Source organism: Rothia sp. HMSC064F07 (genome assembly GCF_001837265.1).
Classification (GTDB): Bacteria; Actinomycetota; Actinomycetes; order Actinomycetales; family Micrococcaceae; genus Rothia; species Rothia mucilaginosa.
This window is the reverse complement of sequence record NZ_KV831918.1, coordinates 49,482-67,229: the sequence shown is the minus strand read 5'-3', so window position 1 is coordinate 67,229 and position 17,748 is coordinate 49,482. Positions and strand designations below refer to the sequence as shown.

General features: G+C 60.5%; 13 protein-coding genes. 1 reads left to right on the top strand and 12 read right to left on the bottom strand.

The annotated features are described in order from the left end of the window. Positions 1-143: 143 nt before the first annotated feature. From HMPREF2712_RS00285 to HMPREF2712_RS00270, 4 genes are all read right to left on the bottom strand, one after another. Entirely contained in the window at positions 144-914 is a 771-nt protein-coding gene (locus HMPREF2712_RS00285; protein ID WP_012904204.1) for a heme ABC transporter ATP-binding protein, read from the bottom strand. Then, positions 911-1,990 (bottom strand): FecCD family ABC transporter permease, encoded by a 1,080-nt coding sequence (locus HMPREF2712_RS00280; protein WP_070818964.1) that lies wholly within the window; start codon positions 1,988-1,990, stop codon positions 911-913. The genes HMPREF2712_RS00285 and HMPREF2712_RS00280 overlap by 4 nt, the downstream gene beginning before the upstream one ends. Continuing rightward, entirely contained in the window at positions 1,990-3,153 is a 1,164-nt protein-coding gene (locus HMPREF2712_RS00275) for a heme/hemin ABC transporter substrate-binding protein (protein WP_070818963.1), read from the bottom strand. Before HMPREF2712_RS00275 ends, HMPREF2712_RS00280 begins: the two co-directional genes overlap by 1 nt. 199 nt (positions 3,154-3,352) lie before the next feature. After that, positions 3,353-5,647: an HtaA domain-containing protein gene (locus HMPREF2712_RS00270; protein ID WP_070818962.1), complete on the bottom strand. Its 2,295-nt coding sequence runs from the start codon at positions 5,645-5,647 to the stop codon at positions 3,353-3,355. A gap of 237 nt (positions 5,648-5,884) precedes the next feature. Between HMPREF2712_RS00270 and HMPREF2712_RS00265 the strand changes: the two genes are divergently transcribed. Beyond that, the gene (locus HMPREF2712_RS00265; protein ID WP_012904199.1) at positions 5,885-6,547 is read left to right on the top strand and encodes a biliverdin-producing heme oxygenase; all 663 of its coding nucleotides are present in this window, start codon (positions 5,885-5,887) and stop codon (positions 6,545-6,547) included. Positions 6,548-6,686: 139 nt separating this feature from the next. Here HMPREF2712_RS00265 and purL read toward each other — a convergent pair whose 3' ends face one another. The 8 genes from purL to HMPREF2712_RS00225 form a co-directional block, all read right to left on the bottom strand. Next, on the bottom strand, positions 6,687-9,005 hold the full coding sequence (gene purL / locus HMPREF2712_RS00260; RefSeq protein ID WP_012904198.1) for a phosphoribosylformylglycinamidine synthase subunit PurL: 2,319 nt from the start codon (positions 9,003-9,005) through the stop codon (positions 6,687-6,689). 25 nt (positions 9,006-9,030) lie between these two features. Then, positions 9,031-9,843 carry a phosphoribosylformylglycinamidine synthase subunit PurQ gene (purQ, locus tag HMPREF2712_RS00255; protein WP_012904196.1) on the bottom strand — a complete coding sequence of 271 codons (813 nt, stop codon included), beginning with the start codon at positions 9,841-9,843 and terminating at the stop codon, positions 9,031-9,033. A gap of 5 nt (positions 9,844-9,848) precedes the next feature. Continuing rightward, complete coding sequence (gene purS, locus HMPREF2712_RS00250; RefSeq protein ID WP_005507194.1) at positions 9,849-10,100, bottom strand: phosphoribosylformylglycinamidine synthase subunit PurS; 252 nt, start codon at positions 10,098-10,100, stop codon at positions 9,849-9,851. Between the two features lie 122 nt (positions 10,101-10,222). Beyond that, entirely contained in the window at positions 10,223-11,173 is a 951-nt protein-coding gene (locus HMPREF2712_RS00245; RefSeq protein WP_070688113.1) for a 3-methyladenine DNA glycosylase, read from the bottom strand. Positions 11,174-11,225: 52 nt separating this feature from the next. Beyond that, on the bottom strand, positions 11,226-11,687 hold the full coding sequence (locus HMPREF2712_RS00240; protein WP_070593554.1) for an excisionase family DNA-binding protein: 462 nt from the start codon (positions 11,685-11,687) through the stop codon (positions 11,226-11,228). A gap of 233 nt (positions 11,688-11,920) precedes the next feature. Beyond that, positions 11,921-13,216 (bottom strand): aspartate kinase, encoded by a 1,296-nt coding sequence (locus HMPREF2712_RS00235; protein ID WP_070818961.1) that lies wholly within the window; start codon positions 13,214-13,216, stop codon positions 11,921-11,923. A gap of 201 nt (positions 13,217-13,417) precedes the next feature. Beyond that, positions 13,418-14,581 carry a recombination mediator RecR gene (recR, locus tag HMPREF2712_RS00230; protein ID WP_070818960.1) on the bottom strand — a complete coding sequence of 388 codons (1,164 nt, stop codon included), beginning with the start codon at positions 14,579-14,581 and terminating at the stop codon, positions 13,418-13,420. A 170-nt stretch (positions 14,582-14,751) separates the two neighbouring features. Further along, positions 14,752-17,634 (bottom strand): DNA polymerase III subunit gamma and tau, encoded by a 2,883-nt coding sequence (locus HMPREF2712_RS00225; RefSeq protein ID WP_070818959.1) that lies wholly within the window; start codon positions 17,632-17,634, stop codon positions 14,752-14,754. Positions 17,635-17,748: the final 114 nt, after the last annotated feature.

Here is a 17,748-nt window from a genome sequence, read left to right as displayed (position 1 = left end):
ATGAGCTGATAGTTACAGTCATTCCAGAACGGAGATTTAATATATACGAATACTGGCATATTTTGATGTGGAAAGTGTTTGCGGAATGGGTCGCTAACGCCCCATAAAATCAGCGCGTCAGCAAACTCAACGCTCCGGCAGAATCAGCGTTCCGGCAGAATCAACAAACGATTCGTCACCGGATGCCTCAACACCTCAATCGGATGCTGATACACCTCAGACAACAACTCCGCCGAACACACCTGCTCAGGGGCACCCGAAGCAACCACCTCACCACCACGCAACAACACCATACGGTCAGAATACGCAGCGGCCACATCCAAGTCATGAAGCACCGTCAACACTGCAGCACCCTCAGCAGCCAACTCGCGGCTCACCCGCAACGTCTGCTCCTGATGCGTAATATCCAACGCCGCAGTCGGCTCATCCAAAAGAATCAGCGGAGTCTGCTGAGCAAACACACGCGCCAAATGCGCACGACCACTCTCGCCACCGGACAGAGTCGTAATATCGCGATCCGACAAATGAGTCACCGACGTACGCTCCATCATCGAAGCAACCACGGCGTCATCCTCTTCAGCGCGCTCCGTGCCCTTCCACGGGGTACGGCCCATCTGAACCACCTCATGCACCGTGTACGAAAACGCCACATTCAACTTCTGCAACAGCATCGCACGCTGACGCGCCATCTGACGGGCAGGAATCGAACCCAGAGGGGTGCCATCCAACAGAATCTCACCGCCACTGGGCGCAATATCACCAGCAATCACACCCAACAGAGTCGACTTACCGGCACCATTAGGACCAATCAGCGACACAACCTCGCCCGCAGCAACAGACAGAGACACATCATTCAAAATCTGACGCCCACCAGCGTTAAAACACACACCGGACAGGCTCAACAACTCACTCACGAAGCACCTCCGCCCTGACCCAGGGAACGACGCAACAACACGAAGAACGTCGGGCCGCCCACCAAAGCCGTAAAAATACCAATCGGCAAATCAGCAAACGGCACCAGCGTACGCGCACCCAAATCAGACAGCGCAATCAACAGCGCGCCACCCAATGCCGAAGCCGGCAACAACACACGATTCGACGGACCCAAAATCATGCGCAACAGGTGAGGAATAATCAGGCCAATAAACGCAATAATGCCCGCATACGCCACCGCAGCACCCGTCAACAAAGCCGTCGCCGCAATAGACACCGCACGCAGACGCTCCACGTTCACGCCCGAATGCTGCGCCGCACGCTCACCCAACGCCAGAACATCCAGCGAAGACGCCATCACAAAACACGCCAGCAAGCCGATCAGAATAACCGGCCACACGCTCGCCACAGCCTTCCACGTGGAGCCGTTCAGCGAACCCATCTGCCAGAACACAATCTGATCACGGCTCGTCGTATCAGCAATAAACATGAGGAACGCAATAATCGCATTCGCCACCGCGGTCACCGCAATACCCGTCAAAATCATCGACAGGACCTTCGCACGACCCGAAGAACGCGACAGGAAATACACCAGCGCAGTAGCCGCCAACGCACCCACAAACGCGAATGCAGGAGTCGTGAAAATACCGAAGAACTGCAGGTTCAACACAATCGACAAACACGCGCCAACCGCCGCACCCGAGGAAACACCAATCACGCCCGGCTCAGCCAACGGGTTACCAAACACCGACTGCATCACCGCACCGGAAGTACCCAAAGCGGCACCCACCAGCACACCCAACAGCACACGCGGGAAACGGATATTCCACAGAGTGCTATCCGCCATCTGCATCGCCGGGTTCTCCGGCGCAAGACCCAGGCGGCGGCCCACAGAAGCAACCACCTGATCAGTCGGGATATTGTACTGACCCAAACCCGCAGACAGCACCATCACAACGCACAGTGCCACCGCCAAAAACGTAAACGTCAGACCGGCACGACGCCGACGTGAAGCACGATAATCCCGCGCACCCGCCGCACTCTTCACGGCAGCCACTACTGGCCCCCCGCAGGAGTGGAGTACGCAGCCTTAGCGAGCGAGAGCAACACTGCCGGAGTATTCGGGCCATAGGACAGAATCTGGCCGTCACCCATATCGATAATGCGCTTATTCTTACCGGCAGTCGTCTCACCCACACCCGGGCGAGCCAAGAAACCATCCAAACCACCGGTGGACTTAATGCCGCCGCTCATGGTCAGAATGACGTCCGGGTTCAGCTTCACCAGCGCCTCACTGGTCGCCGGAATAATATTCGTCGCGTTCTGTTCAGACGCCACATCCTTGCCGCCAATAGCCTGAATCAAATCGTCAGCGCCCGAACCCTTGCCGAGCACGAAGAACACGCCAGCGGTACCGCGCACGTATAAGAATGCGAACGACACCTGCTGCTCACCCTTCGGGGCAACGTCCTTGAGCACCTGCAGGGCATAATCCAGGTCCTTCTGCACGCGGGCAGCAACCTGCTCGCCCGCCTCCGGAACACCCAGCGCCTGCGCAACAGCCTTGAGCTGCGGAATGATCTTATCCATACGACGCTCATGATCGAAGACCACCACGGTCACACCCGCAGCGCGCAGCTGATCCACAATCTCAATCGGGCCGTTGCTCTTATCCCACAGCACCAGGTCCGGGGAGGTCGCCAGAATCGCCTCAGCGTTCAGGTCGTGACCGTTCTGGGTCACCAGCGGCAGATGAGCCAGCGACTGCTCAGTCGAGGAGGTGACACGACCGACCAGGCGACCGCCCAGACCCAGCGCAATCATCTGCTGAGCCAGAGTGCCGTACAGGTCCAGCGCCAGCACACGGTCAGCGGACTTAACGGTCACCTCGGTGCCATTGAAGTCCTTGAACGTCACGGGGAAAGCCGGAGTGGGGGTATCGACCATCGGCTGAATTTCGGGGGTATCTGCGGCGCTATTGGGGCCTCGCAGAGCCTTCTGGTTAGGGGCAATAGAAGAACGCAGCTGATCGGCAAGGTTCTCCAAAACGGTGCGGGTGCTCTGCTCATCCACCACAGCCTGCGAAGTGCTTGAAGAAGCGGCCGGGTTCTGAGTACCCACACCGCAAGAGCTCAGCAGAAAAGCGGAAGTGATGGAGAACGCCGCATACTTCACTGCATCGCGGCGGTTCAGGACAGAAGAAGAAATGGAAGAAAACATCGTCGTCTCGCAGAAATTGTAGTCTCGCAGAAAAGGGAAGCTAGAAAAACTGGGGTAGGCGCCGGGGTAAAACCTGGCACCTGAAGCGGGGGTGCAGTGAAAATCTGCACCCCCGCACGGACCGTGTCGGCTCACCGGTGAACCTCATGGTTGAGTCTCACGGGCGAGCCGACAGTGTGGGCATGCTCGTGAGGTGCCGTTATGCCTTCTTGCGGCGGCGAGTGTACACGACGGTACCCGCACCGGCTGCAACAGCGATAAAGCCTGCAACCAGGGTGCCCTCAACACCGGAGGCGCCGGTGGAAGCCAGAGGCTTGCCGGTGACCGGGTCGCAACCCTCACCCTCGTAGACGGTCTCGGACACGGTCTTGGTGGTGGTCTTCGCGCCGTTAATCGCCGCGGAGAAGCTCAGCGGAGCCATGTCCTTACCGGCGTCGTAGAAGCCAGCGAACGCCTTCGCGCCCTCAGCGGTCAGGGTGGTTGCCGCACCGTTGACGCTCACAGCGTCAGAGGAGCTCTGCAGACCCGAAAGATCCACCTTCAGCAGTGCCACCTCACCGTAGTTAGTTGCCTTGCCGGAGGGGTCATTGCTGTTCATGGTCGCGTAGAGAGTGCCGGAATTGCCGTTAATCTCAAGGCGCGGGTTCGCAATGGTGGTGTCCAGAATGCCGTGGTGACCGGTGAAACGAACCGAACCGCTGAAGGAGATGGAACCCTTACCATCCTTGAAGGTGCCGGTGCCGTTAGACCAGTTGAACGCATCCGAAGAGTAAGAGGTGCCGTTCAGCTCCCAGCTACCGTTCGCGATGCCGCCGCGCACGTAGTTGCGGAAGGAATCACGCACGCCCCAGCCAAGGTTTGCGCTTTTAATGGTGCCGTCGGATGCGCCCTGCTCCTGCACCTCGCGGGTGCGGGTGACGGGTACGCAGACCGGCTGTGCCGGGTTGTTGCTGACAGAACCGTTCGAGGAGGAACCGCCGTTAGAGACGCTGCCGGAGGTGCCTGCCGAACCATTAGAACCGGAGCCGTTAGCGCCGGAGTTATCGGAGGACTTGTTCTCAGAGATACGGGGAACCTCAACGGTGTTCTCCGCGGTCTGCTCGCTGAGCTTTACGGAGAAGTTCAGCGGTGCCATGGCGTTGTCGGCACCGCGGTACTGGCCGGCGAAGAGCACCTCAGAACCTTCAGCGGTGAGCGCGACTGCTGCGTTCTGCGCCGAGAAGACGCCGTCCTTCACGCTCGCGCCGGAGAGGTCCACCTCGGCGATAGCCAGGCCGGTCTTAGAAACGGACTTGCCGTCGCGGGTCAGCGCGTCAACATCAGCGACCAGGGTGCCCTTGCCGTTGACGACGACCAGGCGCATGTTCTTGATGGTGCTCTTGAGCTGACCGTTGTGTCCGGTGAACTCTGCGGTGCCCGCGAAGTTGATCTGACCGGTCTTGGTCTCGGGGTTGTACACGCCGGATGCCTGAGTGTACTTGAAGCCGCCAGCCGCGGTCTTCTCCATGCCCTCAACGTTCACGGAGCCGTGCGCGAAGCCGGTCAGGTACTTCAGGAAGGACTCGCGGATATCCCAGCTGAGGGTGCCGGACTCGACGACGTTGCCGGTGACCTTTTCTTCACGCTTGGGCTCGGTGGTTGCGGCGGGGGAAGAGGGTGCAGCGGAGGTGGGGGCTGCGCTCGGCGCTGCAGAAGTGGGCTCTGCGGGCTTGGGTGCCTCGCTGGTCGGTGCGGAGGAAGGCTCTGCGGTCGGCGCAGCAGTCGGCTTGGCGCTGGGTTCAGTGCTGGGCTCAGGGCTCGGCGCGGGTGCTTCCTTGGTCACGATGGTTGCGGAGAAGCCGAGCGCATCCAGCTCCTGACCTGCCTTGTAGAAGCCCGCGAAGGCGCCGGTTGCCTCTTCGGAAAGCTTGACGCGGGTGCCGTTTTCCTCGTCAACGCTGGGCAGGGTGATGGTGTTACCTTCAACCTTCAGGCCGGAGGCGTTGAAAGTGCCGAGGGTCATGTTCTTGGTTTCGACCAGGTCGTTCGGGGTGGTGTTGCCGTTGTAGGGGCGCGACTGAACGTTGGCGCGCACGGTGCCCACGCCGTCCTTAATGGTGACGGAGAGGTCGGAGATGATGACTTCCAGCAGGCCGTGGTGTGCGGTGTAGTGAATCGAGGAGCCGGTGAAGGTGACCGAGTATTCGCCGTTGGCTACGGTGCCTTCGGCGGAGGTGAAGTGGTAGGAGCCGTCTTCGTTGGTGGTGACGCCGGTCAGTTCCTGGGAGCCCTGGGAGAAGGGACCGTTGATGTAGGAGCGGAAGGACTTCTTCAGGCCCCAGTTGACGGTGACGTCCTGCAGGCTCTGCTCTGAGGCTGCGGTTACCTCACCGGCGCTGACGTGGGAGTTGGTTTCAGCTGCGAAGGCTGCGGGTACGCCAGCGACGCCGCTGAGGCCGATGGTTGCCGAAGCCAAGAACGCCCAAGTGCGCTTGGTGAGAGAGGGGGTAGACATTCGGTGTCTCCTTGAATTTTGTGATTGTGGTGTTCGTATCAAGTCTAGCCCTATTAGCCTATGTTTGTGTAACTTAATGCCTAGGGTGACTTGTGTATGAGGTTTACCTTAGCAAATTTTTTGTGAGAGCTATTGCCAAAACCGGTTTTTGGTGACAATATGTCATTAACAGGTTTTGGTGACATCGTGTCACTAAAACATTTATTGTTCACCCACAAGCCACTTTAGGAACTCACCATGACTATTACCGCCCCCGAAACCACCCAGGAACGCTTCTCTGCACGCCTGAAGGAAAGCACCAAGCACGTCCACGACAACGCCGAACACTCCACCTTCATGGAAGACCTCATGGGCGGCTCCCTCAACACCGAGGCATACCTGTGCCTCATCAACCAGTACGTGCACATCTACGAAGCACTCGAAGCAGTCTCCGAACACTACCGCGCAGAACCCAGCCCCATTACCGAACCCTTCACCCACCCCGGCCTCGACCGCGCAGAATACATCCGCGCAGACATCCGCGCACTCGGCCAGGAAGGCGACATCGACGCGCCCCTGCCCGCAACCGCAGAATACGTAGAGCGCATCCGCGCTACCATCAACTCCCCCGAACGCTACCTCGCACACCACTACCTGCGCTACCTAGGCGACCTCTCTGGCGGCCAGGCAGTCGCAGCGCTCGTCACCCGCCACTACGGCATCCCCGCCGAAGCGTTGAGCATGTACCGCTTCACCGAACTGCCCAAGCCCAAGGTCTTTAAGGACGGCTACCGCGAACTGCTCGACAACGCACCCCTGACCGACGAACAGCGCGAAGCCCTCATCGAAGAATGCATCGAAGGCTTCCGCATTAACGCCTCCCTGTTCGCGCAGCTGGGACGCAAGGTCGCCGAGGCATAAACCCAGAACGCGCATAAACAGAACGCCTCAACGCACAACCTCTCACCGCTCAACGCACAAGCCAGCGGGCATAACAAAAGGGGCGGATGCTTTCACAAGCATCCGCCCCTTTCGGCGTTAGTCTCAAACTAGTCGAAGACTAGCCCTTCGCAACCTCACCGAAGTGAGCTGCAAGAGTGCCCTCGTGAGCTGCACGCAACTCATCCAGGTCAATGGAAACCTCATCCTGGAAGTCCAGAGCGTTCGACTCAGCATCCACCACACCAATACGTGCGAAGGGGAACTGGCGAGCGGTGCACATATCCTTGAAGCGCACCTCCTCAGAACGCGGAACCGAAACCACAACGCGGCCCAGGGACTCCGAGAACAGCAGAGTGAACAGGTCCAGACCGTCACGCTCAGCAACCTCACCCAGACCAATGCGGGCACCGGTGTTGAAACGCAGGCAAGCCTCAACCAGAGTTGCAGCCAGACCGCCGGCAGCCACGTCGTGTGCAGCATCAATCATGCCGTCACGAGACATGTTCACCAGCATGTCACCCAGCTGACGCTCCAGAGCCAGATCAACCTTCGGCGGCTGACCGCCCAGGTGACCCTTGAAGCGAGCCCACTCGGAGCCGTCCAGCTCATCGCGAGTGGTACCCAGCAGGTAGATAGCCTGACCGTCATGCTCAGGAGCCCAACCCGACGGGGTGCGGCGGGTGACGTCATCCATCACGCCCATCATCGCGACCACGGGGGTCGGGTTAATAGCCTTGCCACCGGTCTGGTTGTACAGGGACACGTTACCGCCGGTCACCGGAACACCCAGCTCCATGCAGCCATCAGCCAGGCCGCGAACAGCCTCAGCGAACTGCCACATGACATCCGGATCCTCGGGAGAACCGAAGTTCAGGCAGTCAGACACAGCCACGGGGCGTGCACCAACGGTCGCAACGTTACGGTACGCCTCAGCCAAGGACGCGCGAGCACCCTCGTACGGATCCAGGTAGGTGAAACGAGGGGAGGCGTCGGTCGCCAGAGCAACACCGAGGTTGGTGTTCTCGTCCACGCGCACCACACCGCCGTCGTCCGGCATGGACAGGGCGGTGTTGCCCTGAACGTAGCGGTCGTACTGGTTAGTGATCCAGGACTTGGAGCACATGTTCGGGGACGCCATGAACGCCTTGATTGCCTCGCCCAGCTCCTTACCGCGCGGGCGGGAATCGTCAGCAGCCGAACCGGTGAAGTGGTTAGCCTGAACGTCATCCTGCCACTCCGGGCGTGCGTAAGGACGCTCGTAAGTCGGGCCGTCGTGTGCAACAGTGCGGGGGTCAACATCCACGATGACCTCGCCGTCCCACTCGATGACCAGGCGGCCAGAGTTGGTGACCTCACCGAGGAAGGAGTACTCCACGCCCCACTTGTTCATGATCGCTTCGAAGCGCTCCACGTTCTCGGGGGAGACCACAGCCATCATGCGTTCCTGAGACTCAGACATCAGAATCTCGCCCGGGGTCAGGGTGGGGTCACGCAGCAGAACCTTGGTCAGGTCCACGTGCATGCCGCCCTCACCGTTAGAAGCCAGCTCGCTGGTTGCGCAGGAAATACCCGCAGCACCCAGGTCCTGAATACCCTCCACCACGGAGCCCTTGAACAGCTCCAGGCAGCACTCAATCAGAACCTTCTCAGCGAAGGGGTCGCCCACCTGAACGGCAGGACGCTTCGAAGGCTTGGTGTCATCGAAAGACTCGGACGCCAGCACCGACGCACCGCCGATGCCGTCGCCACCGGTGCGCGCACCGAACAGAACAACCTTGTTGCCCACGCCCGATGCGTTCGCCAGGCGGATATCCTCGTGGCGCATAATGCCCACAGCCAGTGCGTTGACCAGCGGGTTTGCCTGGTAGCAGGAGTCGAACTCAACCTCGCCGCCGATGTTCGGCAGGCCCAGGGAGTTACCGTAACCACCAATACCGGCAACCACGCCGCCAATAACGCGGGCGGTGTCCGGGTGATCAATCGCGCCGAAACGCAGCGGATCCATCACAGCAATCGGGCGTGCACCCATGGAAATAATGTCACGCACAATACCGCCCACACCGGTCGCAGCACCCTGGTAGGGCTCCACGTACGAGGGGTGGTTGTGGGACTCAATCTTGAAGGTAACAGCCCAGCCGTCACCAATATCGGTCACACCGGCGTTCTCACCGATACCGACCATCAGGTCCTTCTTCATCTCATCGGTGACCTTCGCACCGAACTGCTTCAGATGAACCTTAGAAGACTTGTAGGAGCAGTGCTCGGACCACATGACCGAGTACATTGCCAGCTCAGCCGCGGTAGGACGGCGACCAAGAATCTCCTTAATATCCTCGAACTCGTTCTCCTTCAGGCCCAGCTCAGCCCAGGGGAGTTCGGTGTCCGGGGTTGCCGCCGCGTGCTCGACGGTGTCGAGGTTAAACTGCTTTTCGCTCATAACTTCTTAGAATCCTTGTCGTGCGTTAGCGGGCGTTAATCAGGTTGGCAAGAACGGAGGTGAACACGCCGAGACCATCGGCGCCACCGCGCAGAGAAACCTCACCAAAACCAGAAGAGGAAGGACCGAAGCCAGGCTCCACAGCGTGCTCCGGGTGCGGCATCAGACCGACCACGTTACCGCGCTCATTGCTGATACCAGCAATGTCGTTACGGGAACCGTTCGGGTTGAAACCAACGTAGCGGAACACCACGCGACCCTCAGCCTCCAGCGCCTCCAGAGTCTTCTGGTCAGCAACATACTGACCGTCCTGGTTCTTCAGAGGGACAACAATCTCCTGGCCAGCAGCATAGTTGCTCGTCCAGGAGGTGGAGTTATTCTCAATGCGCAGAATCTGGTCACGGCAAATGAACTTGCGGTGATCGTTCTTAATCATCGAACCGGGCAGCAGGTGAGACTCAGTCAGAATCTGGAAACCATTGCAAATACCCAGAACAGGCAGGGGAGCGGAACCGGAGGTACCAGCAGCGTTAGCGGCATCAATCACCGAACGCATCACGGGAGCCTTCGCAGCAATAGCGCCAGCACGCAGGTAGTCACCGTAGGAGAAACCGCCAGGAATAATGACGGCATCAACGTTCTTCAAATCAGCGTCGTCGTGCCACAGCTCAACGACGGTACCGCCAGCCAGACGGACAGCACGCGCAGCGTCACGGTCATCCAGGGTGCCGGGGAAAGTCACCACGCCAACGCGTGCATCAGCGAAAGCGGGGTTCGGGGAGTAAGTAGAAAAGTCGCCAACCAGGGGGACTTCAGTAGGTGCGAGGGACTCTGCCATAGGTATTAGTCCTCCAGAACCGAAACGTTCACAACGTCTTCGATGACAGGGTTCGACAGCAGCTCTTCAGCAGCCTTGCGGGCAGCTGCGAGGTGCTCCTCAGTAGCCTCACCCTCGACGGTCAGCTCGAAGCGCTTACCCTGGCGAACATCCACGAAGGAATCAACGCCGATACGGGGCAGCTCGTGAGAAATAGCCTTACCCTGCGGGTCAAGAATTTCGGGCTTGAGCATAACATCAACAACAATACGGGCCATGTGTGGGCACTCCTTGGGTGCGTGGGTTCTGTATGAGCCGTATCTCATCTTACCGTACTAACGACCGTAACGGGGGTATGCGTTCGGTTGGTGGATACTCTAAGAGGCTCGAATCACGTCTTTTACGCCTCGAGGGGCGGAAGATAGCGCTCGCACACCGCAAGCAGGCGCTCACGTAGCCCAATGGAACGCTCCGACAGCTCACGCTGAATGCGTACGTATTCAGCCTTGCCCTCGGTCGTCTCCACTGGAATCGGCTCGTACCCCCAGTCGCGAATATCGTAGGGGGCGGCGCGCATGTCCAGCTCGCGCGCATCCCACGCCAGGTCGAAACAATCCATGACCAGGGTTGAATCAACCAGAGGTAGCAGCTTGTACGCCCACTTGTACACGTCCATATTCGCGTGCAGGCACGCGGGCTGCTCCAGCACACGCTGCGTCTCGCGGGTCGGCTGCAGTTCGTTCATCGGTGCCGCCTGCGGCATGAAGAAACGGAACGCATCAAAGTGCGAGCAGCGGATGCGGTGCTCCTCCACCACGCGGTCCGTACCCTCCGCGCCCAGGCGCAGTTCCAGGTAGTCGTGGCGGATGTTGTTCTCCACTGACTTGTACGCCATCGCCCACTCGTGCATGCCGAAGCAACCGAACTGCCCCTTCTTCGCGGCGGTGTTGCGCAGGATCTCGTGGGTGAAGGCGAGGGCGGTAGCGCGGCGCTCCACAAAATCGGTGACGTCCACCGTGACGGCGGAGGCTGCATCCGCCTGGGCACGCGCCACCTGCGGGGTGCAGCCAGCGTCAAGGAGCTCCTGCTCGGTTGCATGCCGGTAGAAACGCCAGGAGGTGCGCTCGGGCGCATCCAGCAGAATGATGCCGGCGCCGGGGTGCCAGCGCTTGAACTGGCCGGGCTTGAGCGTGTAGTAGGTGAAGAGGAAATCTTCCACGGGGTGCACTTCGTGGCGGGCGCGACGCTGCGCAAACGGGTCGGCGTAGCGGCCGGCACGCGCCTCATGTGCTGCCTCTGCGGCACGCCATTGACGGGCATCCATCACCTGGGAAAACACAACACTACTCATGCTTCTAGCCTAAACGATGCCGCGACAAGGTAGGGCAGAAAGTAAAACTACTTTATTCAGTGAAGGTGTCAACAAGACCGTGTTCATCCTCGAGTTCCCAGAGCTCTTTGAGAGCTTGCTCCTTCTGAGCAACGGTCTTCTTGAGAAGTCCCTTACGGAAAGCATCGGCATCCTCGGTGCGGATACGGAAGTGGCTACCCACCTTATGCGCCGGGAGGTCACCAGAGCGAATAGCCTTCATGAGCGTGGGGCGGGAAATACCGATACGCTGCGCCGCAACGGTCGTCGTCAAATCTTGGGGGACAGGCTGAACATCAATACTCTGCCCGTTAGCCAAGGCATGGAAGACGTGCTGAATGACCTGGTTAAGGGCGTCGCCAAGCTGCTGGCTTTCTCGACCCGAAACGGTCAGCTCAATGGTGGTTTCTTCAGAATTCTTGAGAATCTCCCGCGCCTCTGCGCGAGCCTGATTGAGGGTATCTTCCTCCAGGGGGTTGGTTAGGGTGGTGGTCATTATCTTCTCCTTGGTGCTGTTGCCGGCAGAGTCAACGTCCGAAGATGCCACGTCGGTGGGGTGCATATCATTCGGTTGGAGGCTCATTGTGGTTGATACAACCCTACCCCTATCTGAAATAACTGTAAAGCGTTTCAGTTATTTCACCTATACACAGACAAAAGGGAGGGGCGGTGCCGGATCAAACCAGCACCGCCCCTCCCGAAGCGTACAGCCCACAAACGAGCTAAACCCTAGCGGCCAGTACCACCGTAAACAGTAGCCTCACCCTCAGCGTCCAGACCGAACGCAGTGTGCACCGCGCGAACAGCCTCATCCAGCTTGCTCAGCTCAGTAATCACCGAAATACGGATCTCAGACGTTGAAATCATGTCAATGTTCACGCCAGCAGCAGACAGAGCCTCAAAGAAAGTGAACGAAACACCCGTGTTAGTCTTCATGCCCGCGCCAACCAGCGACAGCTTACCAACCGACTCGTTGTAAATAACCTCCTGGAAACCCAACTCAGCCTGCGCAGCCTCCAGCGCCTTCAGCGCGGTGGGGCCCTGCTCCTGATCCAGGGTGAAGGAAATATCGGTCACGCCGGGGCGGTCGGTGGGAACGTTCTGAACGATCATGTCCAGGTTCACCTTCGCCTCGTTAATCAGGCCGAACACCTTAGCGGCCGAACCGGGAACGTCCGGAACGCCAACAACGGTAATCTTTGCGCGGGTGCGATCGTGCGCGACACCGGAAATCAGGGGCTGCTCCAAGGGAATCTCCTTCAGATGAATGGGGGTCAGTTCCGCGGACTCCTCCGGAACCACGATAGTGCCTTCAAGGTCCGAGAACGAAGAACGCACGTGAAGCTTCAAGTTAAAACGACGAGCATACTCGACGCTACGCAGGTGCAGAATCTTTGCACCGTTCGCCGCCATCTCCAGCATTTCCTCGCTGGTGATGGTATCCAGCTTGTGCGCGGTCGGCACGATGCGCGGGTCGGCGGTGAACACGCCGTCCACGTCCGAGTAAATCTCGCACACATCGGCGTTCAGCGCGGCGGCCAGCGCAACGGCGGTCGTATCGGAACCGCCGCGGCCCAGGGTCGTAATGTCGCCACTCTGACGGTTCATGCCCTGGAAACCGGCCACAATCGCGATATTTCCGGCCTCGACGGACTCACGGATGCGATCGGGGCGAACCTCCACGAGGCGCGCCGAACCGTGCACGCCGTCGGTAATCATGCCAGCCTGCGAACCGGTGAAGGACTGCGCCTTAGCGCCCAGGTCGTTAATGGCCATCGACAGGACGGCGGTCGAAATGCGTTCACCGGCGGTCAGCAGCATGTCCAGCTCACGCGAGGGAACGACATTGCTGGTGACCTCTGCGGCAAGGTCGAGCAACTCATCGGTGGTGTCGCCCATAGCGGACACCACGACGACCACATCGTTACCTGCCTTCTGAGTGTCCACGACGCGGCGGGCTACGCGCTTGACACCCTCCGCATCCGCTACGGAGGAACCGCCGAACTTTTGGACGATCAGGCTCATAGAATTCTCCAGGTCAGTTACTTGTGTGCCACCGGCAGACGCCGGCTCCTCATTTATAGTAGACGGCGTTCAGTGCAAGCGGCGAACTGTGCACCCGTATGTATTGCTCCGTGAAATATTACGTAGTGTTACACGGTGGCGATGCAGGGTATGGAGGCGAAGGCGCGGAGGCGGGTACAGCACGCCCGTGGAGGCTAGTTTTTAAGTCCACGGGTTCACGTACGTGACACCCGGCAGCGGCGGAACATCCGGCTTCGGGGTGCGCAACGGGGCGTTCTGAATAGTGCGGATCTTCTCCTCATAGTCCGGGGTGCGGAACACTTCCGGAGCATCCTCCGCCTGCTCAGCTACGGGTGCCTCAGTGGGGTCGGAAGCGGGTTCGGAGGCGGCGCTCGCCGGGGCCTCCTCGCCGGAGTCTTCGCCCAGGTCGGGGGTTGCTTCTGCCAATTCAGGTGTAGAGCCTGCACCAGAATCGGTGGGGGAGCCCTCAGCACCGGATTCCTTGTTGCCGGATTCCTCAGCCTCCTGCAGGACCCGCTCGATCAGCTGCTCATCCACCGTGCCCTGCACACCCTCAGCGGCGGGCGCCTCCGTGCGGGAAACGGCAGAATCCTCAGAGTCCAAGTCATCAAACATGCTCGAATTCCAGCGGCGACGACTCTGCTTCGCCTCCTGAGCCTGAACCTGAGCCGCCTGCTCACGCTCCTGCTCCTCCTCACGGGTCACGCGCTCAAAATCCTCGGCGGCAGTATGCGCCGCCGCGGTGCCCTCGCTAATGACGCGGCGACCCTCCAACGCGCGGCCCAGGGTAATCTCGTCCGCGTACTCCAGATCGCCACCGACCGGAAGACCCGACGCCAGGCGCGACAGACGCACACCCAGCGGCACGAGCATACGCGAGAGGTAGGTTGCGGTAGCCTCACCCTCAAGATTCGGGTCCATCGCCAGAATAATCTCCTGGATACGCTCATCCGCCAGGCGGGACACCAGCTCACGAATACGCAGCTGCTCCGGGCCCACACCCGCCAGCGGGTTAATGGCGCCGCCGAGCACATGGTAGCGGCCGGTAAAGGAACGGGTACGCTCAATCGCCACCACGTCCTTCGACTCTTCGACCACACACAGCACGGACGGGTCGCGGCGCTCATCACGGCAGATCGTGCACAGCTTCGTCTCGGAGACGTTACCGCACTCCTCACAGAAGCTGACGCTTGTCTTCACCGTGGAAATGGCGTTGGCTAGGCGCGCCATATCGGCAGCATCCGCATTCAGAATGTGAAAAGCGATGCGCTGAGCCGACTTGGGGCCCACACCCGGCAAGCGGCCGAGCTCGTCAATGAGGTTTTGAACTGCTCCCTCGTACATGGCTTCTCCTTCAGATGCGGTGCGTTGTGCTGGTGCGCTGTTCTTGGGCGACGTTATGAGTATGCACCCAACCCCTGACAGTTTAGGGGCGTTTCGCGTAGCGAGTATGCGGCTGGAATGAGTGCGCCCGCCATCGGTGCGATGGCGGGCGCGGCACCTACAACCCTGGATTAGGGCTGGTGCAGGGGGCGTTCGTCAATGACGGTGCCACCGATAACTTTTTCGATAGCGCGCAGACCGATAAAGGTGCTGTTTTCGACCTTCTCATCATCCTCAGAGACGTAGTCCTCATCGGATGCGGCGCGAGCCGGTGCCGCCGGTGCGCTGGGAGTCGGCGCGCTAGGAGTCGGTGTGGCAGGTGCGTTAGAAGCCTGCGCTGCGGGCTTCTCATCGCTTGCCGGAGCGTTATCAGCCGCAGCCGCCTGCGGTGCCTCTGCCAACGGACCCGCTGCCGCGAGAGGTCCCGCCGGCGCAACCGGAGCAGTGAGCGGACCAGCAGGCTCAACCGGAGCAGCGAGCGGGCCAGCCGGTGCTACAGGCTCAGCGGGCATTGCGGGTGCAGCGGGGATTGCGGGTGCAGTCGGCATTGCGGCCGCAGCAGGTGCCTCAACCGGTTCAGCGTAGGCAGGCTCATCCTCAAAAGGGGGCTCCTCCTCATACGGAGGTTCCTCCGCGTGAGGAGGCTCCTGCGCGAACTGGGAATCTGGGGCATGCTGGGGTTCCTGTGCTTGCTGGGGTTCAGTAGCGCTCTCCTGCTGCGGAACTCCACTACCGGAGGCGGCAAAGGAATCACGCTCACCAAAACCACCCGCCGGAGCAACCGGAACCTGCTGAGCTGCCGGAACTTGTTGACCCGTCGGAACCTGCGGAGCAACCGGGGGCTCAGGGGCAAGCGGACCCGCCGGTGCCTGCGGCGCAACCGGTACAGCCGGGGCAGCCTGCTGAGGTGCCTCCTCGGGGGCACTCTGCGGAATCGGGGCAACCTCCCACGCACCCAGGGGCGCATCCACGCTCGTAGACTCGGGGGTGTTCGCGCCGGTCAGCGGCTGACCATGGCGACGCCACGCATCCTCACCGCCGCGCGGACCATCAGCCAGAGGCGCCGGCTGAGCGGGCTGCGGGGGAGTCTGCTGAACGGGCTGCTGAGACGCCTGCGGGGCAACAGCCGCCGGAACTGCAGGCTGCGCTGCGGGCTGAGCAGCAGGCTGAGCTGCGGGCTTGACCTGCTCACCGGGCTTCGCCACCTGAGCGTGAATAGTCACCTGACGGCGCAGGAACTCACTCACGCGGGCGGTCAGCTCGGGCACAAAACCCTTGACCGCGCGCAGAGTCGCAATGTCGGCGCTCACGTACAGGGTTGCGCCGTCCATGCGGGCGGGGCGAACCTTCATCAGCTGCTCCGCCGCACCGGGAACGCTCATTCGGTTAAGGATGGCACGCCAATTACCCTGAACCGCAGCCAGCGGATCGTTCGGGTCAAGCTTCAGAGGCGCGGAGGGGGTACCCGCCGCAGCTGCTGCAGCAGAAGCCGGAGCATGAGGTGCCGCCGGGGTGTTACCCGCCAGGGGAGCACCAGCCGCAGACTCCTGCGCGGTCGGTGCCAGAGGTGCAACACTAAGGGGCGCACCCGCCAGCGGGGGAGCACCCGCGCTGGCATGCTGAGAACTGCCCTGCTGAGAGCCGCTCTGCTGAGGGGCTGACTGCGGGGCAGTCGCCTCCTGAACAGGGGCGCTAGGAGTCTGCGCATTAGGCACCTGGGTCTTAGGCGCCTGAGTCTTAGGAGTCAGGCCAGCCGCCGCCATACCCGCCGCACGAGCAGCAGACATGCCACCCTGCGCCGGACCAGAACCAGCAGGAGCCGAACCAGTAGCACCAGAAGCCATGCGACGCTCCAAAACCTGCAGGCGAGAAGCCAACGCCGTAACCTCAGCGCCACCGGCAGAACCCTCCACAGCAGGCAGAAGCAGACGAGCACACAGCAACTCCAGCTGAAGCTGCGGATTCGCCGCACCCGTCATACCATTCAGAGTCTCATTCGCCGTACCCGCAGCAACCGTCAGCTCACGCTCACCCAAAGCCTGAGCCTGCTGAGCCAAACGCTCCAACTGATCCTGCGGAACACCCTGCAAAATCTGGCCGGCAGCCTGCGGAACAGCCTTCACCACGATCAAATCACGCAGACGCTCCAGCAGATCCTCCACAAAACGGCGAGGATCCTGACCGGTCGCCACCACACGAGACACCGCACCAAAGAGAGTCGGCGCATCCTTCGCGCCCAACGCCTCAATGACCTCATCCAGAAGCTGCGCGTGGGTATAACCCAGCAGCGCCACCGCACGGTCATACTCAATACCGTTCTGCGACGACGCACCAGCCATCAGCTGATCAAGAATCGACAGCGAATCACGCACCGAACCGCCGCCAGCACGAATCACCAGCTGCAACACACCCGGCTCAACCGGCACCTGTTCCTGATCGCACAGACCCTGTAGGAACGGCAGAAGAACCTCCGGCGGAACCAGACGGAACGGGTAATGGTGAGTACGCGAACGAATCGTACCCAGCACCTTATTCGGCTCAGTCGTCGCGAAGATAAACTTCACGTGCTCCGGCGGTTCCTCCACAATCTTCAGCAGCGCATTGAAACCCTCACGGGTCACCATATGCGCCTCATCAATAATGAAAATCTTGTAACGGTCACGCACCGGCGCCAAAGTAGCGCGCTCACGCAAATCACGGGCATGATCCACACCGCCGTGGCTCGCCGCATCCATCTCAATCACGTCAAGAGAACCGCCACCATCACGTGACAGCTCACGGCACGAATCGCACACACCACACGGAGTAGGAGTCGGACCCTGCGCACAGTTCAAGCAGCGCGCCAAAATACGCGCCGACGTGGTCTTACCGCAACCACGCGGGCCCGAGAACAGATACGCGTGATTCACACGATTCTTCTCAAGAGCGACCATAAGAGGTTCGGTCACGTGCTCCTGCCCAATAACCTCAGCAAAGGTCTCGGGGCGATAACGACGATAAAGGGCAGTGCTCACAGCAACCTCTTCAACTCGGGGTGCGGATAGGACAATCCCTACCATTTTAGACGCTTTACCCTCGGTCCGAGCGGCTGACAGTCACCGGCGAACACGCCACCGCACCACCGCCAC